Genomic DNA, 22559 nt, shown 5'->3' with positions numbered 1-22559 from the left:
TCGCATGCGAAACATCCGCGTATCGCTTACTTGTTCTCGAACATGTCCATGATCTGCCGCTTCTCCTGCTGCGTGACGGGCGGCGGTGCGAGCCCCTCCGAGCCGGCCGAGCCGAGTGCATCGTTCGCGCTGATCGCATTCGCGGCCGGGTTGATGTCCACGCTTCCGACGAAGCCGTTGCCCGGCGTGCGATCGGCATAGTACAGCTCGCCGTCGACCGTCGTCAGGCCGTCCGGCATCGGCATCTGCTGCTCGGGCACGCCGTTCAGCGCGGTGCGCATGTAGTTCACCCAGATCGGCAGCGCGAGTTGCGCGCCGAATTCGCGGCTGCCGAGGCTCTTCGGCTGGTCGAAGCCCATCCACGCGACCGCGACGAGCGACTGCTGGTAGCCGGCGAACCAGCCGTCCTTCGCGTCGTTCGTCGTACCCGTCTTGCCCTGCAGGTCGCCGCGGCCGAGCGCGTTGGTGCCCGCGCCCGTGCCGGCCGTCGCGACCGTGTGCAGCAGGCTGTTCATCACGTACGCGTTGCGGCCTTCGATCGTGCGCGGCGCCGTGCCGCCGGCCACCACCGGCTGCGACTTCTGCAGCGGCTGGCCGCGCGCGTCGTCGACTTCGGCGATCAGGTACGGATCGACCTTGTAGCCGCCGTTCGCGAACACCGCATAGCCGGTCGCGAGCTGCAGCGGGGTCACGAGCCCCGCACCGAGCGCCATCGGCAGGTACGGCGGTGTCTTCGCCGGATCAAAGCCGAAGCGCTGCGTCACATACTGCTGCGCATACTGGGTGCCGATCGACGCGAGGATCCGGATCGACACGAGGTTCTTCGAACGCTGCAGGCCGGTACGCATCGACATCGGGCCGTCCGGCTGGTCGTCGTCCTTCGGCTCCCACGCGGTGCCGCCCGGCACGCTCGGCGGGAAGTACAGCGGCGCATCGTTGATGATCGTCGCCGGCCCGAGCCCCTTGTCGAGCGACGCGGAATAGATGAACGGCTTGAACGACGAACCCGGCTGGCGCCACGCCTGCGTCACGTGGTTGAACTTGCTCTTGTTGAAGTCGAAACCGCCGACGAGCGAGCGGATCGCGCCGTCCTGCGGCGCGATCGCGACGAGCGCGCCTTCGACCTGCGGCAGCTGCACGACCTGCCAGCCCGTCTTGCCGTCCCTCAGCACGCGCACGATCGAGCCGGGCTTGACGCGCAGCGTCGCATTCGCGCGCGGGCTCAGCGCGGCCGACACGAAGCGCAGCCCGGCCGGGCCGATCGTCGTCGTCGCGCCGCCGACGAACTGCACCTCGACCGCGTTCGGCGAAGCCGACAGCACCACCGCCGACTGCAGGTCGCCGTTGTCCGGGTGATCGGCGAGCGCGTCGTCGATCGCCTCGTCGCGTTCGTCGCCGGCCGCCGGCAGGTTGATCGAGCCTTCCGGCCCGCGATAGCCGTGGCGGCGCTCGTAATCGAGAATGCCGCGGCGCACCGCCTGGTATGCCGCTTCCTGGTCGGCCGAGTTGATCGTCGTCGTGACGGTCAGCCCGCGCGTATAGGTTTCGTCCTTGTACTGCTGGTACATCATCTGCCGCACCATCTCGGCGACGTACTCGCCGTGCACCGCGTACTGGTTGCCCGGCGTGCGCACGCGGATCTCCTCCTTCACCGCCTGGTCGTACTGCGGCTGCGTGATGTAGCCGATCTCGAGCATGCGCTTCAGGATGTATTCCTGACGGACCTTCGCGCGCTTCGGATTGACGACCGGGTTGTACGCGGACGGCGCCTTCGGCAGCCCCGCGAGCATCGCGGCTTCCGCGAGCGTGATGTCCTTCAGGTCCTTGCCGAAATACACGCGCGCAGCGGCGGCAAAGCCGTACGAGCGCTGGCCCAGGTAGATCTGGTTCATGTACAGCTCGAGAATCTGGTCCTTCGTCAGCGCCTTCTCGATCTTGTACGCGAGCAGCATCTCGTAGATCTTGCGCGTGTAGGTCTTCTCGCTCGACAGGAAGAAGTTGCGCGCGACCTGCATCGTGATCGTGCTCGCGCCCTGGCGCGCGCCGCCGTGCATCAGATCCGCGACGCCCGCGCGCAGGATGCCGAGAAAATCGACGCCGCCGTGTTCGTAGAAGCGGTAGTCCTCGATCGCGAGCACCGCCTTCTTCATCACGTCGGGAATGTCCTGGAAGCGCACGAGGCTGCGGCGCTCCTCGCCGAACTCGCCGATCAGCACGTGATCGGCGCTGAACACGCGCAGCGGCACCTTCGGCTGGTAGTTGGTCAGCGCGTCGAGCGACGGCAGTTGCGGTGCCATCACGACGAGTGCGTAGCCGACGATCAGCGCGCCGACGATCGCGAGCGTCGCGAACAGCCCGACGAACCACAGCGCGACGCGCGAGCCGAACGAGCGGCGGCCGTCGCCCCCGCCTGCGCTGCGCTGCGCGCGGCGGTCGTCGCCGCGGTCGTCATCATCGGGGTAATAGGCTCCCGACGGCGAACGGCGCAACGTGTAGTGGGGTTCGTTCCGGTCGGAAGGAGAAGACGGTCGTTTGATGATTGGCATGTCGGAATGGCGGGCGGCGTGGCGCCCTCGGACGCATGCGGAAATGCAAGCGGATGAATCAGAGTGTGTGCATCGTGGCAACTGTCACGTCGACAGACCCCGCCGCGCGGCGATCCGTTCCCGCGACGTGACAGCGCATTTTAATGAAATCGACCGATCGGCTTCGCGATTTTTTGTAAAAATTCCCGCACAAGCGTGAATTGCGGAACGTATTGGCGGCATGCTCCGCCTATCATGGACTCGCAGCCCGGTGCGTGCCGCCGCATGGCTTTCAAACACGAAAGGTTCGAATGCTGGACGCGCGTGACGCTTGAACTCCGGCACTTAAGCCGTATTTAAGGGGCCGGCGGTGTAATATCCGCCGGCTCACGCGGGTCGGAACCGATTCGCGACGGGCACTGCCGCGCTCACGCGGCGCCTTTCAACCACGGAGGATTTCATGTCGCTTTTCGACTCTGTTTCGCGCACGATCAAGGGCCTGCTGAACGATGCGGCCGACTCGGTACAGGATCCGTCGCGCGACGCACGGCAGATCGTGCGGGAGCTCGACGACAGCATCGGCCGTGCCGAGAATTCGCTGATCGAGATCGAGGCACAAGTCGCGACCCAGCGCAGCAAGCGCGATGCGGCCGACGACAAGGTGAAGAAGTACGAGGACGGCGCGAAGCGCGCGCTGCAGACCGGCGACGAAGCGCTCGCACGCGAGGCGCTCGCCGCACAGTCGAACGCGGAAGCCGAGCGCGACGCGCTCGCGGCCGAGCTGACGACGCTCGAACCGTCGGTCGACAAGCTGAAGGGGCAGATCGCCGACATGCGCCAGCGCCGCAACGACCTGAACGCACGCTCGAACATCCTGCAGGCGAAGCAGGAAATTGCGCAGGCGAAGGACGTCGCGGCAAGCGCGCTGGGCGGCATCGGCGGCAAGAACCTGTCCGAGGATTTCCAGAAGCTCGAGGACAAGGTCGCGCTGCAGAACGCACGCTCGGACGCACGCCTGAATTCGGCCGACACGTCGAGCGGCAAGGCGCTCGACGACAAGCTCGCCGCGCTGAACAAGGGCCCGTCGGTCGAGGACCGCCTCGCCGCGCTGAAGAAGCAGCTCGACACGCCCGCGCAGTAACGGCAACCGCGCCGCGGCCCGCCGGGCCCGCGGCGCGCACCGATCGTCAGGAGACGGGCGCTCGCGCCCGGTTCGACCATGAAGAAATCTCTCGCCGCACTCGGCTTCTCGCTGATGCTGCTGTCGTCCGCGGCATTTGCGGTCCCGTCGCTGCAGCAAGTCGAGCAGTCGATCGCACAACGCGACTGGCAGCGCGCCGACACGCAGCTGTCGCAAGTCATCGCTGCCCATCCGAACAACGCGCATGCGCACTACCTGTACGCACAGGTGCTGGACCGCGAAGGCCGCGCGTCCGACGCGCTCGCGCAACTGCAACAGGCGAAGTCGCTCGATCCGCAACTGCGCTTCACCGACGCGTCGCGCTTCGCGCAGACCGAATCGCGCATTCGCGCGGACGCCGCGCGCGTCAGCGGCAACGCACCGTCGGTCACGCAGAGCGGTTCGTTGCAGTCGTCGCTCGCACCGGCCGCGCCGGTCGCGAAACACGGTCCGTCGACCGGCATGTGGATCGGCATCGGGCTGATCGTCGCGATCATTGCACTGGTGCTGCGCTGGACGCTGCGGCGCGCGCGCTCGGCCGACGACAGCCGCGCCGACGACGAACGCCGCACGCAGTTGAAGCGCGCGACCGACGTGCTGAACGACATCCGTCCGCTGAAACTCGACGCGAAGCTGTCGACGGCGCCCGGCGCCACCGCGCTCACCGGCGAGCTCGAAGGCATCGAGACCGACGCGCGCGCGCTCGTCGAAGCGCTGTCGAACGGCAAGAATCCGGTGCCGCCCTATCGCATCGACGAACTCGAACAGCGGCATGCGAGCGTGAAGGCACGCGTCGAAGGCCGTCCCGACCCGGGCGCGCGACCCGCTGCGCCGGCGAACGGCAGCGGCTCCGCGTATGCGCAGGAAGCCGATCGCGTGACCGGCATGCAAGGCCAGCCGTATCAGCAGCAACCGTACCCGCAGCAGCCGTACCCGCCGCAACCGTATCCGCAACAGCAGCCGCCCGTCGTGGTCCAGCAAGGCGGCGGTTTCGGCGGCGGAATGGGCGGGCTGCTGACCGGCGTGCTACTCGGCGAAGCGATGTCCGGCGGCCGCGAGCGCGTGGTCGAACGCGACGTGATCGTCGACGACCAGCGCCGGCGGCAGGAGAACAACGATCCGGGCTTCGACTTCGGTCGTGGCGACAATTCGAACTGGAGCGACGGCAACGGCGGCGGTGTCGATCTCGGCAGCAACGACGACGGCTGGACCGACGACAACACCTGAGCATTCGCACGCGGGCATCGACACTTCGCGCGACGCCCGCCCTTCACGCCGCGCCCGCTTTCATTTCCACTCGCGCCGGCAGCCGGATTTGTCAATCATTTCAAGATGGGCTACCGGCAATGGGGTACGTTCGCTATCATGCGGCCATCGGCGTGCCTCCGACCCCCTCCGACGTTTCGCAGCCCCGCGCGTCGCGGCACGCCTCCCCTCGCCCCAATCAGGAGAAAGCCGCTCATGAGCATAATCAAGGAATTCAAGGAGTTCGCCGTCAAAGGCAACGTGATGGATCTCGCCGTCGGCGTGATCATCGGTGGCGCATTCTCGAAGATCGTCGACTCGGTCGTGAAAGACCTCATCATGCCGGTCATCGGCGTGCTGACCGGTGGTCTGGATTTCTCGAACAAGTTCGTTCTGCTCGGCACCATCCCCCCGTCGTTCAAGGGTAATCCCGATTCGTTCAAGGACCTGCAGGCTGCAGGCGTCGCCGCATTCGGCTACGGCTCGTTCATCACCGTGGCGATCAACTTCGTGATCCTCGCGTTCATCATTTTCCTGATGGTGAAATTCATCAACAAGCTGCGCAAGCCGGAAGAGGCCGCGCCGGCCGCGACGCCGGAAGACACCGTGCTGCTGCGCGAGATCCGCGATTCGCTCAAGCAGCGCTGAGCACCGCGCCACGCCGCGTCTGCCGGGCCCGCCAAGTGCGGGCTTTTTTTCATGGGCACGCATCGTGCACGCATCGCGCGATGCCTGTCTCACTTTTTTGTGACGCGCGAATGCACGCGCGGGAAAAGCAGGTCTATGATGGAGACTAAACGACAGTACGGGCGCCAAGACGCTGGCTGTGTCGATCATCGTGGCAAGCGGGTCGACGGGAGACATTGATCGTCGTACCGCACGAGTGCAGCATTTTCGTGTGCTATAAAGGATCGACATGCGGCGTACATAGCCGGGAGTGGGTCGCATGAAAGTGCCGCATTTCTTGCAATTGTTTTTGAGGCGAGTGTTTATGTCCTTCCCGAAAAAACGTCGACGTGCGCAACAGGATGGCCAGGAGTCCTTCCTCGCGGTATTGCGCCATTCGAAACCGTTCGCGCAGCTCGACACCAAGATTGCCCGCGCCCGTGCGCAGGACGAACCTGTCCTCTACGCGCATGTGCTGCCCGGCCTCGACGTGCTCCTGTGCAGCGTGCGCGGCGCACAGCCGCCCTATCCGGCCATCGCCGAACTGCGCAAGCGCTGCATCGAATCGATCGCCAACGCGCTCGAACAACCGCTCGACGGCCTCGAGAACGGCGGATACTGGTACGAGGCGAACGGCTTCGGCTTCCTCGTGTTCGCGAGTCGTGCCCGCGCGCGCATCCTGCCCGAATTTGGTGCAGGCACGAAGGCGAGCCTGCGCGGCGGGCTCGGGCGCCAGAACGCCGGCGACACGACACCGCGCTCACTCGGCTGAACCGACACCGACACGATGGGCCGCCTCCGGGCGGCCCATCGGCCATTCAGGCTTCCCGCTTCACCGCCGCTGCGCGATCACCGTGCCGCCCCGCGCCCGTTGCCGGGCCGGACGATGTCGATGAACGCGGCGAAATCGGCACCGGCGAGCCCCTGCGCGGCGCCCAGCCGCAGCACCTGCTGCACCGTGGCCGATACGGGCATCACGGCGCCCGTGTCGCGCGCTGCGTCGGCGATCGCATCGACGTCCTTCTGGAACGTGCTCAGCGCACCGATCGGCGGATGGCCGCCTGACGTCATGCGCGGCACGAAGGTCTGCAGCAGCACCGAATCGGCCCACCCGCCCGCCAGCGCGTCGGCCAGACGCGCGGCGTCGATGCCGCTCGCCTGTGCCAGGCCGACGGCTTCCGCGATCGCGGTCACCGTCGCGGTGACGATCGCCTGGTTGCACAGCTTCGCGGTCTGGCCCGCGCCTGCGGCGCCCATGTGCGTGATGCGCGACGCGTAGGTGTCGATCAGCGGCCGCACCGTGTCGAGGTCGGCCGCGCCGCCGCCCGCCATCACCGCGAGCGTGCCGGCCTGCGCGCCAGGCACGCCGCCCGACACCGGCGCGTCGATCCAGCCCACGCCGAGCGCGGCCGCGCGCGCCGCGTAGTCGCGCGTCGCGGCAGGCGCAATGCTCGAATGATCGACGATGCGCTTCAAGCGGCGCGCATGCGCATCGCCGGCAAGGAGCCCGTGCTCGCCGAACGCGACGTCGCCGACCGCGCGGCCGTCGAGCACGCACACGAACACCGTGTCGACGCGCTCGGCCAGCTCACGCGGCGTGTCGACCACCTGCGCGCCGTCTTTTTCAAGCGCCTCGGCCTTGCCGCGCGTCCGGTTCCATACGCTGACCCGATGGCCCGCCGCCAGCAAATGCCGAATCATCGGCGCGCCCATCAATCCCGGTCCGCAAAATCCGACTTCCACGATGTTCCTCGTCTCCAGTTGGGGTTGCACTTGCCGCCCATCATACCTATCACTCAAGAAGCCGGACACGCGCGGCGCCGCTTCGGGCCCGCCGCTTGCCCGGCCGCACACACCGACATCCCAGGGAGCGCATCATGAGCGACCACGTCTACAAGCTGATCGAACTGACCGGCTCGTCGCAGCAATCGTGCGACGACGCCATCCGCAACGCGATCTCGAAAGCCGGCAAGACGCTGCATAACCTGCACTGGTTCCAGGTGACCGAAACGCGCGGCCACATCGAAGGCGACCAGGTCATCCACTGGCAGGTCACGCTGAAAGTCGGCATGCGCATCGACGACTGACGCGCCGCGCGCGCCACGCGCGGCGCCCCGGCCACCGGACGCGTGCAATGCGCGTCCGCGCGGCGCCGCGCACACCTGCATTCCGCTCCGTTCGGACCCTTGTCGAGGCCCGGCCGGCGGACGTCTGCGGGTATCCATCTCTTGACGCTGACTTTGGTTCATATTAAAAACCATATACCCCACCCGCCCCTCGATCAGCCTGGACATATAAACGGAGATATCATGAGTCAGCAACGCGAGGCGATCGACACGTACCTCTTGCGCGTCTTGCACACCTTGTTGATGGAGCGCAGCGTCACGCGCGCGGCCGTCAAACTGAACCAGTCGCAACCGGCGATCAGCGCCGCGCTGCGGCGCCTGCGCGACATCACCGGCGACCCGCTGCTCGTGCGCGGCAAGTCCGGCATGGTCCCGACCGAATACGGGCTGCGCCTGCTCGAGCCGGTGCAGAACGCGCTGCGCGAAATCGAGCGCATCAAGTTCCAGCAGCACAATTTCGACCCGGCCACGTCGATCCGCTGCTACCGGATCGGCTGCCCCGACTACCTGAACGTGCTGTTCGTGCCGACCGTCGTCGAACGCTTCCGTCAGGCCGCACCGAATGCGACGCTCGAATTCCACTCGCTCGGCCCCGCGTTCGACTACGAGCTCGCGCTGGAAGACGGCAAGCTCGACATCGTCGTCGGCAACTGGCCCGAGCCGCCCGAGCAGCTGCACCTGTCGAACCTGTTCGTCGACGAAATCGTCTGCCTGATGAGCAACACGCATCCGTTCGCGAAGCGCGGCGGGCTCACGCTCGATCAGTACCTGAACGCGCCGCATCTCGCGCCGACGCCGTACTCGGTCGGCCAGCGCGGCGCGATCGACGTGCACCTCGCGCGCGAGCGGCTCAAGCGCCACGTGGTCGTCACGCTGCCATACTTCAACCTCGCACCGTACGTGCTGGTGAAGTCCGACCTGATCTTCACGACGACGCGCCTGTTCGCCGATCATTACGCGAAGTTCCTGCCGCTGTCGGTCGTGCCGGCACCGCTCGACTTCCCGCCGATGCAGTACTACCAGCTGTGGCACGAGCGCTGCCACTACTCCGACGAAGTGCGCTGGCTGCGCGGCCTCGTCGCCGAAGCGACCCGCACGCTGATCGAGCCGTAATCGCGCACGACGCGCGCGCCGGCCATGCCGTTGCGGTGCGGCCTGGCGCGGCGTATGGCGGGTGGTGTATGGCGGGTGCGGCCACCGCCGCGCGCCCGATCCGCGGCGCGCGGCGCGACCCGCCAGGCCCGTGCGTCAGCGCGACGCCTCCACGAGGGCCTGCGCAAGCGCGTTATGGCGCTCGATGACGGGCGGCAGGTCGAGCGTCGCGAGCCGCCCTTCCCGCACCACCACCTTCCCGTTCACCACCGTGTACGCCGTCTGCGACGGCGCACAGAACACGAGCGCCGCGACCGGATCGTGCAGCGCGCCCGCGAACAGCGGCTGGCGCAGGTCGAACGCGGCGAAGTCCGCGGCCATGCCGGGCTTCAGCGCGCCGATATCGTCGCGGTTCAGCACCTTCGCGCCGCCGAGCGTCGCGATCTCGAGCGCTTCGCGCGCGGTCATTGCATCGGGCCCGAAGCCGACCCGCTGCAGCAGCAGCGCCTGCCTTACTTCCGCGACCATCTGCGCGCCGTCGTTCGACGCGGAACCGTCGACGCCGAGGCCGACCGGCACACCCGCGAGACGCATCTTCTTCACCGGTGCGATGCCCGATGCGAGCCGCATGTTCGAGCACGGACAGTGCGCGACGCCGGTGCCGGTGCGCGCGAACAGGCCGATGCCCGCGTCGTCGAGCTGCACGCAGTGCGCGTGCCACACGTCGTGACCGACCCAGCCGAGATCTTCCGCGTATTCGGCGGGCGTCATCCCGAACTTCTCGCGGCTGTACGCGATGTCGTTGACGTTCTCGGCCAGGTGCGTGTGCAGCGACACGCCATGCTCGCGCGCCAGCACGGCCGCGTCGCGCATCAGGCCGCGGCTTACCGAGAACGGCGAGCACGGCGCAACGACCACCCGCAGCATCGCGTAGCGGCCTTCGTCGTGATAGGTCTCGATCAGGCGCTGCGCGTCGCGCAGGATGTCGGGCTCGCGCTCGACGACCGAATCCGGCGGCAGCCCGCCGTCGCGCTGGCCGACGCTCATCGCGCCGCGGCTCGCGTGAAAGCGCATGCCGATCCGCTGCGCGGCGCCGATGCTGTCGTCGAGCCGGCTGCCGTTCGGGTAGATGTACAGATGGTCGCTCGACGTCGTACACCCCGAGTGCAGCAGCTCGGCCATCGCGGTGAGCGTCGACACCTCGATCATCTCCGGCGTCAGGTACGCCCAGATCCGGTACAGGTTCGTGAGCCAGCCGAACAGCTCGGCGTTCTGTGCGGCCGGCACCGCGCGCGTGAGGCTCTGGTACATGTGATGGTGCGTGTTCACGAGCCCGGGGATCACGAGGTGGCCGCGCAGGTCGAGCACTTCGTCGGCCGTATCGGGCAGCTCGGCGCTCGGTCCCACGGCGACGATCCGGTTGTCTTCGACGTAAAGCCCCGCGTCGCGCAGTTCGCGGCGCGTGTCGTCCATGGTCACGAGCACGTCGGCGTGCTTGACCAGCAGGGTTTTCGGGCGGGATGAGGATGGGTGCGGCGCGCGTGCGCCGGCGTGCTGCTCGAGGTTCATGCGTTCTCCGCGTCGTTCTGCCCCCGGGAACCGCTCCCGGAGACGCTCACAAGGCCGTTCGAACGCTGATGCGCGGCACGCCCCGGTGCCTGCGTCCGTTCGAACGCGCTGGCCCGGTTACCCGGCGTGAATGCCGTCTTCGGGGTACGCGCGGGCTCGAAGGCCGACGCGCACGGCGGCAGCATCGCCCAAGCGCGCGCGGCGCACAATGCGCGATCCGCAATACCGTGCTTCACGGATTCGATATGGTACGCCGCCCGCGGCCCGCCGGGCGCGGGAATCCGGGGCGGCGGACCGCTCCCGGCACGCCGTCGACAGCGGCTCATGCGCGGCGCATTATCTTCGATATCGCGCCCGTATTTGCGCGGGGAACCTTTTTACAATGCCTGCACGGCGCTCGCTTCAATCTCGCCGACGGGTATGTAGCCACGTGACGTGGAGCCTCGATCCGCCGCACAGTCAATGGATCGAGTCGCCGCCGAACCTCGCATTCACACAAGGACAATTGCGAATGGGAAAGCTCACTACCCACGTACTCGATACGGCGCACGGCCGTCCCGGCGCGTCCATCAAGGTGGACCTCTACGCGCTGGACGGCGATTCGCGCCGCGCGATCAAGACCGTGCTGACCAATAGCGACGGCCGCTGCGACGAACCGCTGCTCGAAGGCGCCGCGCTCGCCGCCGGCGAATACGAACTCGTGTTCCATGCGGGCGACTACTTCGCGTCGCTCGGCGTGAAGGTACCCGAACCCCGCTTCGTCGACCGCGTCGTGCTGCGCTTCGGCATCGCCGACACTGCATCGCACTACCACGTGCCGCTGCTCGTGTCGCCGTGGTCGTACAGCACCTATCGCGGCAGCTGACACCGTATCGGCTGCCCGCATCAAGACAACGATCTGAGTCTGGAGGAGTTTCATGGAAGGCTTCATCACCGACTGGCTGAACCTCGCGCTGCGATGGCTGCACGTCATCGTCGCCATTGCGTGGATCGGCGAGTCCTTCTATTTCGTCGCGCTCGACAACAGCCTGAAACCGCCTGCCGACGCGAACCAGCGCAAGCGCGGCGTGTTCGGCGAACTGTGGCACGTCCACGGCGGCGGTTTCTACAACATGCAGAAGTACACGGTCGCCCCGCCGGAAATGCCGGATGACCTGCACTGGTCGAAGTGGCCGTCGTACACGACCTGGCTGTCGGGCTTCTCGCTGTTCTTCGTGCTGTACCTGCTCGCACCGAACACGTACCTGATCGACAAGAGCGTGCTCGACATGGGCCCGGTGGTCGCCGTCGCATCCGCGCTCGGCTTCCTCGCGGCCGGCTGGATCGTCTACGACTCGCTGTGCCGCCTCCTCGGCACCAACGATCGCGTGCTCGGCATCTGCGTCGGCCTCTACGTCGTCGCCGCCGCCTACCTCGCCTGCCACATCTTCGCCGGTCGTGCCGCATACCTGATCGTCGGCGCGATGCTCGCGACGATCATGTCGGCGAACGTGTTCTTCGTGATCATCCCCGGCCAGCGCAAGATGGTCGACAAGATGCTCAAGGGCGAAGAGCCGAACCCGATCTACGGCAAGCGCGGCAAGCAGCGCTCGGTGCACAACACGTACTTCACGCTGCCCGTCGTGTTCGCGATGCTGTCGAACCACTATGCGATGACGTACACGAACAAGTTCAACTGGGTCGTGCTCGTGCTGATCATGCTGGCCGGTGCGCTGATCCGTCAGTTCTTCGTGATGCGCCACCGCGGCAAGCAGCTGTGGTACCTGCCGATCGGCGGCGTCGCCCTGCTGTCGGGCGCCCTGGTATGGACGATGCCGAAGCCGGTCGCGCCGGAAGCGCAGGCGGCGAACGCGCCGAAGATCGTGATCAACGACATCATGCCGATCCTGCAGCAGCGCTGCGTCGAGTGCCACTCGGCCAAGCCGACGCTGATGGGCAGCGCGCCGGCCGGCGTGATGTTCGACACGCCGGACGAAGTGTCGAAGAACGCACAGCGTATCTACGAACAGGCCGTGCGCCTGAAGGCGATGCCGATCGGCAACGTCACGCACATGACCGACGACGAGCGCGTGAAGCTCGCCGCGTGGTTCGAGGGTGGCGCGACGAAGTAAGCTGCCGCGTGCCGGCGCGTCGGCCCCCTCTCCGTTCGCGGGCCCGGAAACGGGCCCGTTTTTTTGCGTGCGGCGGAAGCGTGCGTCAGCCGCGCGACGCGTCGCGCTGCAGCGCGATCAGCGCGTCGAGCGCGCGCGCACCGTCGCCGAATGCGACGAAGATGTGGTCGTGGCACGCGGCCGCCATCACGTTGCAGCTGATGCCGGCCGCGCCGAGCGCCTGCGCGAACGCGGCCGTCAGACCGACCGCCTGCAGGTCGGAATGCACGGTCAGCGTGATCCACGCGGCGCGGAACAGCACGGGCCAGCCGCGGCGGGCGGCCGTTTCCTCGCTGACGATCACCGTCAGCCCTTCGGCTTCCTGGAAGGTGGCGATCGTTTCGGATAACGATACGTCGGTGCCGTTCGGCAGCGACACGAACGCATACGCGCCCGGATGCAGCTCGGGCTGCATCGTGCGCAACAGGGTCGCGAGGTCGTTTTCAGGTTGGCTCATCGGCGGGAATCGCCCGGCATGGACGTCGTCGGGTGGCAATGCGGGCACGATAGCACGCGTGATGGCCGGCGCCGTCGTGATGAACACGCGGACGCCGGAGATCGCCGTGCGCCGGTTCGACACGCCGACGCCGTCCGATTCAACGTCGCTTGCCGCGCTGCTGCATCGCGCGGACGAACGGGAGCCGCCGGTCGCGCCGCGGCGCGCCGCCGACACGGCAAGCAATCGCGCGGTCGAGCCCGGCTCACCCGTCGACCGTCTCCGGCAGCCGGGCGATCACCTTGATCTCGAACTGGAAGCCGTACAGCCAGGTCACGCCGACGGCGGTCAGCGTCGGATGCGGTGCGTCGCCCCAATACTCGGGAACGATCTGCCAGATCCGCTCGAAGGTCGCTTCGGGATCGACGAGGAATACCGTCACGTCGACGACATCGTCAAACGTGCAGCCGGCCGCGCGCAGCACCGCGTTCAGGTTCTCGAACGCGCGCCGCACCTGAGCGCCGAGTTCCGGCTCCGGCGATCCGTCGTCGCGGCTGCCGACCTGGCCGGACACGAACAGGAAACCGTTCGACTTCACGGCCGGTGAATACCGGTTACGCTCGTACAGCGCCCGGCGCCCGGGTGGGAAAACTGCGCTACGCTTCGTCATGCCAATCCTCCATTCATCGATGGGGCAAACCGCCCCGGTCTCAACGATGGAGGCACTTTAAGGACCGCTGCCTGATCGATAAACAGGCAACCGTGTCCAGCACTGTTTGCGAAACCCAAACAATTTCCGAGCGACGCGGAGCGCAGACCCGATGGATCGATTCGACGCGATGCAGGCGTTCGCCCGCGTGGTGGAGGCCGGCAGCTTCACGAAGGCGGCCGGGACGCTGCACATGAGCCGGACCACCGTCACGCAGCTGGTACAGCAGCTGGAAGCGCGGCTGCGCGTGAAGCTGTTCAACCGCACGACGCGCAAGGTCGTCGTCACGGCCGACGGCGCCGCCTACTACGAGCGCGTGGTGCGGCTGCTCGCCGACATGGACGACGCCGAGACGAGCCTGTCGGGCGCGTCGGCGTCGCCGCGCGGGCGGCTGCGCGTCGACGTGCCGAGCCCGTTCGCGCGGCTGATCCTGATTCCCGCGCTGCCCGCGTTCCACGCGCGCTATCCGGACATCCAGCTCGACATGGGCGTCAGCGACCGCGTGGTGGACGTGATCGGCGAGAACGTCGACTGCGTCGTGCGCGGCGGCGAGCCGGCGGACCAGGCACTGGTCGCGCGCCGCGTCGGCGACCTGCGGCTCGGCGTCTACGCATCGCCCGACTACCTGGCGCGCGCGGGCACGCCATCGCACCCGGCGGAGCTCGAGGACACGCATCACCGGATCGTGGGCTTTCTGTGGGCGCGCACCGGCAAGGCGCTGCCGTATGCGATGGAACTCGACGGCGAGCGGATCAACGTGCGCGGGCGCTACGTGCTGGCGGTCGACGACGGCAACGCGTACCTCGAGGCCGGCCTCGCCGGTCTCGGCATCCTGTGGCTGCCCGACTACATGGCCGAGCGGCACCGTGCGCATGGCGCGCTGGTGCCGCTATTCGAGCACTGGCGGCTCGATCCGATGCCGATGTATGTGGCTTACCCGCCGAACCGGCACATCAGCGCGAAGCTGCGCGTGTTCATCGACTGGATCGCCGAACTGACAGCGCAGCATGCGCCGCTCGCCGACAGGCGCCGCAGCGGCGGCGACATGCACGGCAAGTCCGGCGCGCGCACGCGTCGTGCGCGCATCCGGCACGGCGGTGCATAAAAAAACCCGCGCACCGTGCGCGGGTTTCGTCGAACGCCGTCATGACTGCGCGAGCCGAACGCTCAGGCCGTCAGCGCATCCAGCGCGTCCTCGCTGAGCCACAGCGATTCCTGCAGGTCCTGCTCGTTCAGGTTCAGGCCGTCACCGCCGCGATCGACGACGATGAAGTCGCTGACGCCGCCCAGCGCGATCAGCGGGTGATGCCACACGCCCTTTGCATAGTTGACGCCCTGCCACCCGCTCGTCACGAACGCGCGGATCTTCGACGGATCGAGATCGCCCGCCGGCGCGACGACGACGAGATACGGCTGGTCGTTCAGCGGCACGAATGCCTGGCTGCCGAGCGGATGGCGCTCGAGCATCTTGACCTCGAACGGCAGCGTGCGCGGCTGGCCGCGGAACAGGTTGACGAGCGTGCGGCCGTCTTCGTCGGTCACGTCGACTGTCGCGAGATCGTGAAAGCGGATCGTCGTGCCGAGGTTGATCGGAATCTGCTTCGCGCCTTCGGTTTCGATCACGTCGCCGAACGGCGCGAACGCTTCCCGGGTCAGCGGTTCGATGGCAAGCGTCTTCATTTGTCGAGCGTCCCCCACAGACGCAGGCGCGATACGCCGCCGTCCGGAATGATGTTCAGGCGCACGTGGGTCACCGGGCCCAGCGATGCGATTTCGTGTTCGAAGTCGTGCTGCTTGTCCATCTGCAGCTTCTGTTCGCCGAGCAGCACCGGCCAGAACATCGACTGCGTGATCAGCGAGCTGTCGGTGCCGCCCGACACGTACGCGGCCTGGATCGAGCAGCGGTCCGGATAGTTGCCCTTGAAGAACGCGGTGTCGACTTCGATCTTGCGGATCACGCCCGGCTGCGCGAGCGCGATGATCGCCCAGTCGTTGCCCGGTTCGCGGCGGCGGCGGGTTTCCCAGCCGTCGCCCATGTTCACGCCACGGCCCGGCAGCAGCAGGTTCGACACGACGCCGAAGTGCTGGTTGTTCGCGGCCACCACGTAGCCGCCGTTCTCCATCGCCGCGAGGTCGAACCGCTCGGTCGCGCTCGCGCCGGCCCAGTCGAGCTGCGGCTGGCCGTACACGCGCAGGCGCGCGATGCCGCCGTCCGGATAGATGTTCACCCGCAGGTGCGTGAACGCGCGGGCGTCGCTCGCCGCGACGTAGTGATGGCTGTTGCCCTGCAGTGTAGTCGACGGCACGATCTCGACCCACTCGGTCGCATGCGTCGGCGCGCCGTCGGCCACGAACGCGGCCTCGATCGACGCGGCCGGCGGGAAGTTGCCGGTGAAGTGGCTCGTGTCGATGTCGAAACCCTTGATCACGCCCGGCCGCGCGAGCTTGACGATGCACCAGTCATAGCCGGTCGTGCGCTTGCGGCGCGTCTCCCAGCCGTCCATCCATTTGCCGTGGTCGTCGTACTTGCCGGGGATGAACACGGCCGGCTCGGGGTTCAGCATCCGGTCCTTCGGCGCGAAGAAGTCGTCGCTGGCCTCGAGCGCCTGCGCGCCGAGACGCGGGTCGGCGAGGTTCACGTAGCGCCGCGTGAAATCGGGTGCATCGGGATCGAGAAGCGGAACAGCCATGATGTTTCCTTGTTTCAGTAAAGCGATCGGGCCGCTGCGATGCAGCAGGCCGTGTTGCGGGGTCAGGCGTCGATCAGGTCGTCGAGGCGGAAGCGCGCGATCCGGTAGATCTGGTCGAGGCTCGTGCGCAGTTCCTCGGTGCGCGAATGATTCACGCGCGACTCGAAGTTCGCGATGATGCCGTGCCGGTCATAGCCGCGCACCGCAAGGATGAACGGGAAGCCGAACTTCTCGCGATACGTGCGGTTCAGCGTCAGCAGCTTGTCGAATTCTTCCTGCGTGCACTGGCCGAGACCCGCGCCGCTCTGCTCGCGCGTCGACTCGGCCGTCAGCTCGCCGCGCACGGCGGCCTTGCCGGCCAGCTCCGGGTGCGCGTTGATCAGCGCGAGCTGGCGCACTTCGCCGCCCGTCTCGACCGCATTCGACATCGTCTTGTGCAGCGCGTCGATGCTCGCGAACGGCCGCTCGCCCGCGGCAACCTCGGCCACCCACGGCGAATGTTCGAAGATCCCCGACAGCGCCGCGACGAATGCGCTCGGCGCCATCGTGTTCAGTTGATCCAACGTGTAACGCATCGCCTTCATGCTTTCCCTTCGTTTCGATGATTGGGCTGATACGGATGATGCTCACGCCAATGACGCGCGATATCGACACGGCGCGTCACCCATACGCGATCGTGCTTCTCGATGTGGTCGAGGAACCGCTGCAGCCCGCGGAAACGTCCCGGACGGCCGAGCAGACGGCAGTGCATGCCGATCGACAGCATCTTCGGCGCCTCGTCGCCCTCCGCGTACAGCACGTCGAACGCGTCGCGCAGGTAATCGAAGAAGTGATCGCCGGTGTTGAAGCCCTGCGGCGTCGCGAAGCGCATGTCGTTCGTATCGAGCGTGTACGGGACGATCAGCTGCGGCGACGTGCCGCCGCCCGACACCTCGACGTCCATCCAGAACGGCAGGTCGTCGCCATAGTTGTCCGAGTCGTACAGGAAGCCGCCGTATTCCGCGACGAGACGGTGCGTGTTCGGGCTGTCGCGGCCGGTGTACCAGCCGAGCGGACGCTCGCCCGTCACGCGCTCGATCGCCTCCATCCCGAGACGCATGTGCTCGGCCTCGAGCTCGGGCGTCATGCCCTGGTAGTGGATCCAGCGCCAGCCATGGCACGCGATCTCATGACCGAGCTCGACGAACGCACGCGCGAGTTCCGGATGGCGCTCGATCGCCATGCCGACGCCGAATACCGTCAGCGGCAGCCCGCGCTTCTCGAATTCGCGCAGGATGCGCCACACGCCGGCACGCGAACCGTATTCGTAGATCGACTCCATGCTCATGTGGCGGTCCGGATACGCGGCCGCGCCGACAATTTCGGACAGGAACTGCTCGGAGCCCGGGTCGCCGTGCAGCACGCAGTTCTCGCCGCCCTCCTCGTAGTTCAGGACGAATTGCACGGCGACGCGGGCACGCCCGGGCCAGTTCGCCTGCACGGGATGGCGGCCATAGCCGATCAGGTCGCGAGGATAGTTGGGATCGAGTGACATGGGTTCGAAGTGCGGCGATAGCTTGCTGGGATAATGGGTTCGCATCGGCCCGCGCGGGTGCCGGAGGCCGGCCGCGCGGGCCGATGCGATGACGGCCCAGTGTAGCGAAAAGGTGCATACGCGCCCATACAGCCGCGCAGATAGTGCATGTCAGACGGCGTGTATGTGCGGTTGCGGCAAAGTCGGGATCGGTTCCGGTGCGGCGATCCCGCTGCGCGCCGGGGCGGCCCCCGGCACGGCCGCCGAGGCGTCGTCCGGCGGGCTGAAACGCTCGAATTCGCCGTCGTAGCGCTTCGGCAGCGGCCGCGCATAGTCGCCGCGCTTCGCGGTCGCGAGGCGCAGCGCCACGAGCGCCTCGGCCCACTTGACGGCTGCCGTCACGCCTTCCACCACCGGCGCGCCGATCTGCTGCTCGATCTCGTGCGCGAATTCGGCCATCCCCGCACAGCCGAGCACGATCGCGTCGGCGCCGTCCTCGTCGAGCGCGCGCCGGCATTCGTCGACGATGATCCGCCGCGCGGCCGAGCCTGGCCGGTCGAGCTCGAGCACCGCGACGTCGGTCGCGCGCACGTTGCGGCAGAACCGCTTCATCCCGTAGCGCTCGGCGAGATGCCATGCCATCCCGCAGGTGCGCGCGAGCGTCGTGACGACCGAGAAGCCCGGCGCGAGCACGCTCGCCGCGTGCATCGCCGCCTCGGCGATCCCGATCACCGGCCCGCGCGCGACCTCGCGCGCCGCATAAAGGCCCGGATCGCCGAAACACGCGATCACGTACGCATCGCAACCGTCGCGCTCGCCCTGCGCGATCTCGGCCAAGAGGCCGGGCGTCGCCAGCGCCTCGTCGTAATAGCCTTCGATCGACGGCGGCCCCATCGGCGGGCTCACCGCGACGATCTCCGTGCCTGCCGCCGCGACTTCGCGCGCGCAGCGGCCCATTGCATCGGTCATCCGCTGCGTCGTGTTCGGATTGATCAGCTTGATCTTCATCGCGCGCGCCTCAGGCCTTCGTGCTCACGAGCAGCCGGTAGAACACGAAACCGAGCCCCGCGCCGATGAACCACGAGAAGTTCGCGGCGGCCTGCCAGCCCGGCACCATCACGCAGATGACGGCGATCACCGCGGCCGGCAGCAGCGCGGCGAGCGCCCGACGGTTCACGCCGCCCGTGTACCAGTAGGTGCCGCGCTCCGACATCGTATACAGGTCGTCGCGCACGAGCCGGCCGCGCTTGACGAGGTAGAAGTCGGCGATCAGCACGCCGTACAGCGGGCCGATGAATGCGCCGAGCACGTCGAGCGTGTAGTGGATCACGGCCGGGTTGTTGAACAGGTTCCACGGCGTGATGAAGATCGACGCGACGGCCGCGAGCATCCCGCCCGCGCGCCAGCTGATCAGCCGCGGCGCGACGTTCGAGAAGTCGAACGCGGGCGACACGAAGTTCGCGACGATATTGATGCCGATCGTGGCGATCGTGAACGTCAGCGCGCCGAGAATCACCGCGGTCGGATGGTCGATGCGGCCCACCGTTTCGACGGGGTCCGTGATGAGTTCGCCGAACACCGGCAGCGTCGCGGCCGTCGTGATCACCGTGACGAGCGAGAACGCGAGGAAGTTGACCGGCAGCCCCCAGAAGTTGCCGCGCTTCACCTCGCCGAACGAGCGGCAGTAGCGCGAGAAGTCGCCGAAATTCAGCATCGGCCCGGAGAAGTACGACACGACGAGCGACACGGCCGTGATCATCACCGGAATCACTTCCGCGCCGTGATACTTGACGCCGCCGAGGTTGAGGCCGATATTGCGCCAGCCCGCGCGCCACACCATGTAGCCGGCCAGGATGAACATCACGACGTAGACGGCCGGGCCCGCGAAGTCGATGAACTTCTTGATCGTCTCCATCCCGTTCCAGAACACGAACGCCTGCAGCACCCACAGCAGCATGAAGCCGGCCCAGCCGACCGCCGACAGCCCGAGGAAACCGTAGCGATGGACGTCCGCATACGGCAGCCATTGCGGAAAGAATTTCAGCACGACGATCACGAGCGCGCTGGACGCGAGATAGGTCTGGATGCCGTACCACGCGATCGCGATCAGCCCGCGGATCACGGCCGGCACGTTCGCGCCGAGCACGCCGAACGTCGCGCGGCACGCGACCGGATACGGCACGCCGATCTGCTGGCTCGGCCGCGCGATCAGGTTGCACAGCCGGTTCACGATCGTGATGCCGACGATCAGCGCGATCAGCACCTGCCAGCTCGTCAGCCCGAGCGCGAACAGGCTGCCCGCGAACACGTAGCCGCCGACGCTGTGCACGTCCGACATCCAGAACGCGAAGATGTTGTACGCCCCCCATGTCTGATTCTTCAGGGGTGCCAAATCTTCGTTATACAAACGTTGACTGTAACCGTCAGGCATCGCGGGGCCGCCGCCCTCGCCGCCTTCTTCCGCCGGATACGCGCTGTCGTGCGCCACACTGAACTGAGCCATGACTTCTCCTTGACGCGGCCGAACGGCCGCTCCACCGCCATCGATATCGCTCCGGATCGTTTCCCGGAGTCGGACTGGCGGCCGGCGGCGCGAACCGCCGGCCTGCATTGCTCTCGTCGTATGGCGCGCGGGCCGGTTCGCGTCGCCGCTCAGGCGCCGCCGAACACTTCGCGCAAATCGACCTGCCCTTGCGCGGGCCGGTCCAGCATCTTCAGTTCGACATGCTGCAGGTGGTGCGCCATCAGCGCCGCCGCCCGCTTCGGATCCCCCGCCTCCAGCGCGGTCAGGATCTCGTCGTGATCGTCGAACGAGCACGGGCTGCGCCCGTGCGATTCGTACAGTGCCGACATCAACGTCGAGCGTGCGACCAGCCCGTCGAGGCACTCGCAGAGCGTCGCGTTGCCCATCAGCGCCGCGAGCGCCGTATGGAATTCGCCCGACAGGCGGATCCACGCTGCGAAGTCGTGCCGCTCGAACGCCTTGCGTTCCTTGTCGATCAGCGCGGCGACGCCCTTCAGCCGCTTCGCGCCCGGTCCCGTCGCGAGCCGCTCGACGACCGCCAGCTCGATGATCCTGCGCATCTCGAACACCTCGTGCACGTCCTGCAGCGTCGGACTCGCGACAAATGCCCCTCGGTTCGGCTCGAGATCGACCAGCTTGTCGGCCGCGAGCTGCGCGAGCGCCTGCCGGATCGTCCCGCGCTTCACGCCGAACACGTCGCAGAGCTGCGCCTCCGTCAGCTTCGCGCCGGGCGCGAGCCGATGCTCGAGGATCGCGGTGCGAATCCGCTCGGCGATCGCTTCGGGACCGGCGGTGCCGGACGGATGGGAATCGGGCTCGTTCATGATCTGCATCGTGTGATGGTCCTCATCCTAGGATGGACATAAAGATTGTCAACAATTCTTTTCCGGAAATGCGCACAATTGGTGTGCACCCCGTCGTACCAGATCCGTGCGCGGCGCACGAAATCCAGGCACATCAAGGCTCCCATGCTTATCCAAGGCGGCTCACGGTGTATACCCTCCCGGTCATTTTGTTGACAAAAATGGTGCATGCGACGACGCCATCCGATTGATGCCGACGAAAATTTCTGACCGTTAGTTGCACATTTACTTGAAGAAAAAGGCGGGAAACCCCGCCTTTCGATGGTACCTGCCCGGCTCAGCCGAGATGCGGATAGTCCGACAGCGTCAGCCGGAAGCCGTGCGCATTCGCGACGAGTTGCGCCTGCGCGCCGAACGGCAGCGTCAGCAGGTCCGGCACGTGACCGAACTGCAGCCCCGTGACGACCGGGATGCCGACCACCGAGCGCACCTGGTCGATCATCGCCTGCATGTCGTAGCCGTTGTCGTACTCGAACGGCCGCGCGCCGGTAAACTGCCCGAGCACGAGCGCCTGCTGGCGCGCGAGCAGCCCCGACAGGTGCAGCTGGTAGATCATCCGTTCGATCCGGAACGGCTGTTCGTTCACATCCTCGACGAACAGGATGCCGCCTTCGATATCGGGCATGTACGGCGTGCCGACGAGCGACGTGAGGATCGCGAGGTTGCCGCCCCACAGCGTGCCCGTCACGTTCACGGTCTGCACCTGCGGCGCTTCGGCGATGATCGTCGTGGTCGGCTGCGACAGCGTCTGCCAGAAGTGCCGCATCGTGAAGTCGCTCGGCGTTTCCGCGCCGAAGTCGGCCGACAGCATCGGGCCGCCGAAGGTCTTGATGCGCGCCTTCGCGTATAGCGCGAGCTGGACCGCGGTGAAGTCGCTGTGACCCACGAGCACGATCGGCTGGTCGCGCAGGCGGCGCTCGAGCCCGCGATAGTCGAGTCCGTGCAGGATGCGCGCGGCGCCGTAGCCGCCGCGCACCGCGAGCGCGATGTCCGGCAGCGCGCGCTCCGGATCCGCCAGGCGGTTCAGGTCGCCGGCCCGCTCGCCGTCGGTCCCGCCGAAACGCTGAAAGCGGCGCTGCGTCGCCTCGATGTTCTCGATCCGATGCTGCGCGCCGCTCAGGCGTTCAAGCGCACGATTGATCGCATCGGGATCATGCGGATAACCGGACGGTGCCAGCAGGCGGATGGTGTACGACGCGGCGGACTGGAAGGACATGGCGAAAGGTATCGGGGTCGTCAAACCTGCTTAGAGGGTCCGAACCGTCTCCGGT

22 protein-coding genes are annotated in these 22559 nt (G+C 67.1%); 9 read left to right on the top strand and 13 right to left on the bottom strand.

What is annotated here, in order from left to right; all coding sequences use genetic code 11:
- Positions 1 to 26: 26 nt before the first annotated feature.
- Positions 27 to 2546: a penicillin-binding protein 1A gene (locus tag DIE22_RS20555; RefSeq protein ID WP_124500078.1), complete on the bottom strand. Its 2520-nt coding sequence runs from the start codon at positions 2544 to 2546 to the stop codon at positions 27 to 29.
- A gap of 439 nt (positions 2547 to 2985) precedes the next feature.
- On the opposite strand from DIE22_RS20555, the gene DIE22_RS20550 reads away from it, so the two are divergent.
- The 4 genes from DIE22_RS20550 to DIE22_RS20535 all read left to right on the top strand — a co-directional run bounded on the left by DIE22_RS20550 (position 2986) and on the right by DIE22_RS20535 (position 6388).
- Positions 2986 to 3666 carry a PspA/IM30 family protein gene (locus tag DIE22_RS20550; RefSeq protein ID WP_124500077.1) on the top strand — a complete coding sequence of 227 codons (681 nt, stop codon included), beginning with the start codon at positions 2986 to 2988 and terminating at the stop codon, positions 3664 to 3666.
- A gap of 78 nt (positions 3667 to 3744) precedes the next feature.
- Positions 3745 to 4932: a tetratricopeptide repeat protein gene (locus DIE22_RS20545; protein WP_124605992.1), complete on the top strand. Its 1188-nt coding sequence runs from the start codon at positions 3745 to 3747 to the stop codon at positions 4930 to 4932.
- Between the two features lie 234 nt (positions 4933 to 5166).
- On the top strand, positions 5167 to 5598 hold the full coding sequence (gene mscL, locus DIE22_RS20540) for a large conductance mechanosensitive channel protein MscL (protein WP_034207569.1): 432 nt from the start codon (positions 5167 to 5169) through the stop codon (positions 5596 to 5598).
- Between the two features lie 343 nt (positions 5599 to 5941).
- The gene (locus tag DIE22_RS20535; RefSeq protein ID WP_027784713.1) at positions 5942 to 6388 is read left to right on the top strand and encodes a hypothetical protein; all 447 of its coding nucleotides are present in this window, start codon (positions 5942 to 5944) and stop codon (positions 6386 to 6388) included.
- Between the two features lie 77 nt (positions 6389 to 6465).
- Here DIE22_RS20535 and DIE22_RS20530 read toward each other — a convergent pair whose 3' ends face one another.
- Positions 6466 to 7359, bottom strand: a complete 894-nt coding sequence (locus tag DIE22_RS20530; protein ID WP_124500075.1) for an NAD(P)-dependent oxidoreductase — start codon at positions 7357 to 7359, stop codon at positions 6466 to 6468.
- Between the two features lie 134 nt (positions 7360 to 7493).
- On the opposite strand from DIE22_RS20530, the gene DIE22_RS20525 reads away from it, so the two are divergent.
- Positions 7494 to 7703, top strand: coding sequence for a dodecin (locus DIE22_RS20525; RefSeq protein WP_059503232.1), 210 nt, complete (start codon positions 7494 to 7496; stop codon positions 7701 to 7703).
- A 222-nt stretch (positions 7704 to 7925) separates the two neighbouring features.
- Complete coding sequence (locus DIE22_RS20520; protein WP_006402708.1) at positions 7926 to 8855, top strand: LysR substrate-binding domain-containing protein; 930 nt, start codon at positions 7926 to 7928, stop codon at positions 8853 to 8855.
- 135 nt (positions 8856 to 8990) lie between these two features.
- Here DIE22_RS20520 and DIE22_RS20515 read toward each other — a convergent pair whose 3' ends face one another.
- On the bottom strand, positions 8991 to 10403 hold the full coding sequence (locus DIE22_RS20515; protein ID WP_124500074.1) for an 8-oxoguanine deaminase: 1413 nt from the start codon (positions 10401 to 10403) through the stop codon (positions 8991 to 8993).
- Between the two features lie 511 nt (positions 10404 to 10914).
- Between DIE22_RS20515 and uraH the strand changes: the two genes are divergently transcribed.
- Positions 10915 to 11268 carry a hydroxyisourate hydrolase gene (gene uraH, locus DIE22_RS20505; RefSeq protein ID WP_124500072.1) on the top strand — a complete coding sequence of 118 codons (354 nt, stop codon included), beginning with the start codon at positions 10915 to 10917 and terminating at the stop codon, positions 11266 to 11268.
- A gap of 52 nt (positions 11269 to 11320) precedes the next feature.
- Positions 11321 to 12514 (top strand): urate hydroxylase PuuD, encoded by a 1194-nt coding sequence (locus DIE22_RS20500; protein ID WP_124500071.1) that lies wholly within the window; start codon positions 11321 to 11323, stop codon positions 12512 to 12514.
- Positions 12515 to 12599: 85 nt separating this feature from the next.
- Here the strand turns inward: DIE22_RS20500 and DIE22_RS20495 are convergent, their stop codons facing one another.
- Both DIE22_RS20495 and DIE22_RS20485 read right to left on the bottom strand, forming a co-directional pair.
- On the bottom strand, positions 12600 to 13010 hold the full coding sequence (locus DIE22_RS20495) for an ACT domain-containing protein (protein ID WP_124500070.1): 411 nt from the start codon (positions 13008 to 13010) through the stop codon (positions 12600 to 12602).
- 244 nt (positions 13011 to 13254) lie between these two features.
- Complete coding sequence (locus tag DIE22_RS20485; protein WP_124500069.1) at positions 13255 to 13659, bottom strand: RidA family protein; 405 nt, start codon at positions 13657 to 13659, stop codon at positions 13255 to 13257.
- A gap of 151 nt (positions 13660 to 13810) precedes the next feature.
- Here DIE22_RS20485 and DIE22_RS20480 point away from each other — a divergent pair, with 151 nt between their 5' ends.
- A complete protein-coding gene (locus tag DIE22_RS20480) occupies positions 13811 to 14803 on the top strand; it encodes a LysR family transcriptional regulator (protein WP_124500068.1) in 993 nt (330 codons plus the stop codon).
- A gap of 62 nt (positions 14804 to 14865) precedes the next feature.
- On the opposite strand, the gene DIE22_RS20475 is transcribed toward DIE22_RS20480, so the two are convergent.
- The 8 genes from DIE22_RS20475 to ldcA all read right to left on the bottom strand — a co-directional run bounded on the left by DIE22_RS20475 (position 14866) and on the right by ldcA (position 22504).
- On the bottom strand, positions 14866 to 15378 hold the full coding sequence (locus DIE22_RS20475; RefSeq protein WP_124605991.1) for an ureidoglycolate lyase: 513 nt from the start codon (positions 15376 to 15378) through the stop codon (positions 14866 to 14868).
- Positions 15375 to 16388, bottom strand: a complete 1014-nt coding sequence (gene alc, locus DIE22_RS20470; protein WP_124605990.1) for an allantoicase — start codon at positions 16386 to 16388, stop codon at positions 15375 to 15377. Before alc ends, DIE22_RS20475 begins: the two co-directional genes overlap by 4 nt.
- Positions 16389 to 16450: 62 nt before the next feature.
- Positions 16451 to 16972 (bottom strand): 2-oxo-4-hydroxy-4-carboxy-5-ureidoimidazoline decarboxylase, encoded by a 522-nt coding sequence (gene uraD / locus DIE22_RS20465; protein WP_124500065.1) that lies wholly within the window; start codon positions 16970 to 16972, stop codon positions 16451 to 16453.
- Positions 16969 to 17922 carry an allantoinase PuuE gene (gene puuE, locus DIE22_RS20460; protein ID WP_124605989.1) on the bottom strand — a complete coding sequence of 318 codons (954 nt, stop codon included), beginning with the start codon at positions 17920 to 17922 and terminating at the stop codon, positions 16969 to 16971. The genes uraD and puuE overlap by 4 nt, the downstream gene beginning before the upstream one ends.
- Positions 17923 to 18072: 150 nt before the next feature.
- Positions 18073 to 18909 carry an aspartate/glutamate racemase family protein gene (locus DIE22_RS20455; RefSeq protein WP_124605988.1) on the bottom strand — a complete coding sequence of 279 codons (837 nt, stop codon included), beginning with the start codon at positions 18907 to 18909 and terminating at the stop codon, positions 18073 to 18075.
- A 10-nt stretch (positions 18910 to 18919) separates the two neighbouring features.
- On the bottom strand, positions 18920 to 20404 hold the full coding sequence (locus DIE22_RS20450; RefSeq protein ID WP_124500063.1) for an NCS1 family nucleobase:cation symporter-1: 1485 nt from the start codon (positions 20402 to 20404) through the stop codon (positions 18920 to 18922).
- A 149-nt stretch (positions 20405 to 20553) separates the two neighbouring features.
- Positions 20554 to 21258 carry a GntR family transcriptional regulator gene (locus DIE22_RS20445; RefSeq protein WP_124500062.1) on the bottom strand — a complete coding sequence of 235 codons (705 nt, stop codon included), beginning with the start codon at positions 21256 to 21258 and terminating at the stop codon, positions 20554 to 20556.
- Positions 21259 to 21565: 307 nt separating this feature from the next.
- A complete protein-coding gene (ldcA, locus tag DIE22_RS20440) occupies positions 21566 to 22504 on the bottom strand; it encodes a muramoyltetrapeptide carboxypeptidase (RefSeq protein WP_124500061.1) in 939 nt (312 codons plus the stop codon).
- Positions 22505 to 22559: the final 55 nt, after the last annotated feature.

Source organism: Burkholderia sp. Bp9142 (assembly GCF_003853415.1).
GTDB lineage: Bacteria > Pseudomonadota > Gammaproteobacteria > Burkholderiales > Burkholderiaceae > Burkholderia.
Note: the sequence above shows the minus strand (reverse complement) of the source record. Positions and strands in the feature narration are given on the sequence as shown.

Bases quoted from the DNA above. Each gene is read 5' to 3' on its own strand.
- DIE22_RS20555 (WP_124500078.1), bottom strand. From the start codon at position 2,546: ATGCCAATCATCAAACGACCGTCTTCTCCTTCCGACCGGAACGAACCC.
- DIE22_RS20550 (WP_124500077.1), top strand. From the start codon at position 2,986: ATGTCGCTTTTCGACTCTGTTTCGCGCACGATCAAGGGCCTGCTGAAC.
- DIE22_RS20545 (WP_124605992.1), top strand. From the start codon at position 3,745: ATGAAGAAATCTCTCGCCGCACTCGGCTTCTCGCTGATGCTGCTGTCG.
- mscL (WP_034207569.1), top strand. From the start codon at position 5,167: ATGAGCATAATCAAGGAATTCAAGGAGTTCGCCGTCAAAGGCAACGTG.
- DIE22_RS20535 (WP_027784713.1), top strand. From the start codon at position 5,942: ATGTCCTTCCCGAAAAAACGTCGACGTGCGCAACAGGATGGCCAGGAG.
- DIE22_RS20525 (WP_059503232.1), top strand. From the start codon at position 7,494: ATGAGCGACCACGTCTACAAGCTGATCGAACTGACCGGCTCGTCGCAG.
- DIE22_RS20520 (WP_006402708.1), top strand. From the start codon at position 7,926: ATGAGTCAGCAACGCGAGGCGATCGACACGTACCTCTTGCGCGTCTTG.
- DIE22_RS20515 (WP_124500074.1), bottom strand. From the start codon at position 10,403: ATGAACCTCGAGCAGCACGCCGGCGCACGCGCGCCGCACCCATCCTCA.
- uraH (WP_124500072.1), top strand. From the start codon at position 10,915: ATGGGAAAGCTCACTACCCACGTACTCGATACGGCGCACGGCCGTCCC.
- DIE22_RS20500 (WP_124500071.1), top strand. From the start codon at position 11,321: ATGGAAGGCTTCATCACCGACTGGCTGAACCTCGCGCTGCGATGGCTG.
- DIE22_RS20495 (WP_124500070.1), bottom strand. From the start codon at position 13,010: ATGAGCCAACCTGAAAACGACCTCGCGACCCTGTTGCGCACGATGCAG.
- DIE22_RS20485 (WP_124500069.1), bottom strand. From the start codon at position 13,659: ATGACGAAGCGTAGCGCAGTTTTCCCACCCGGGCGCCGGGCGCTGTAC.
- DIE22_RS20480 (WP_124500068.1), top strand. From the start codon at position 13,811: ATGGATCGATTCGACGCGATGCAGGCGTTCGCCCGCGTGGTGGAGGCC.
- DIE22_RS20475 (WP_124605991.1), bottom strand. From the start codon at position 15,378: ATGAAGACGCTTGCCATCGAACCGCTGACCCGGGAAGCGTTCGCGCCG.
- alc (WP_124605990.1), bottom strand. From the start codon at position 16,388: ATGGCTGTTCCGCTTCTCGATCCCGATGCACCCGATTTCACGCGGCGC.
- uraD (WP_124500065.1), bottom strand. From the start codon at position 16,972: ATGAAGGCGATGCGTTACACGTTGGATCAACTGAACACGATGGCGCCG.
- puuE (WP_124605989.1), bottom strand. From the start codon at position 17,922: ATGTCACTCGATCCCAACTATCCTCGCGACCTGATCGGCTATGGCCGC.
- DIE22_RS20455 (WP_124605988.1), bottom strand. From the start codon at position 18,909: ATGAAGATCAAGCTGATCAATCCGAACACGACGCAGCGGATGACCGAT.
- DIE22_RS20450 (WP_124500063.1), bottom strand. From the start codon at position 20,404: ATGGCTCAGTTCAGTGTGGCGCACGACAGCGCGTATCCGGCGGAAGAA.
- DIE22_RS20445 (WP_124500062.1), bottom strand. From the start codon at position 21,258: ATGCAGATCATGAACGAGCCCGATTCCCATCCGTCCGGCACCGCCGGT.
- ldcA (WP_124500061.1), bottom strand. From the start codon at position 22,504: ATGTCCTTCCAGTCCGCCGCGTCGTACACCATCCGCCTGCTGGCACCG.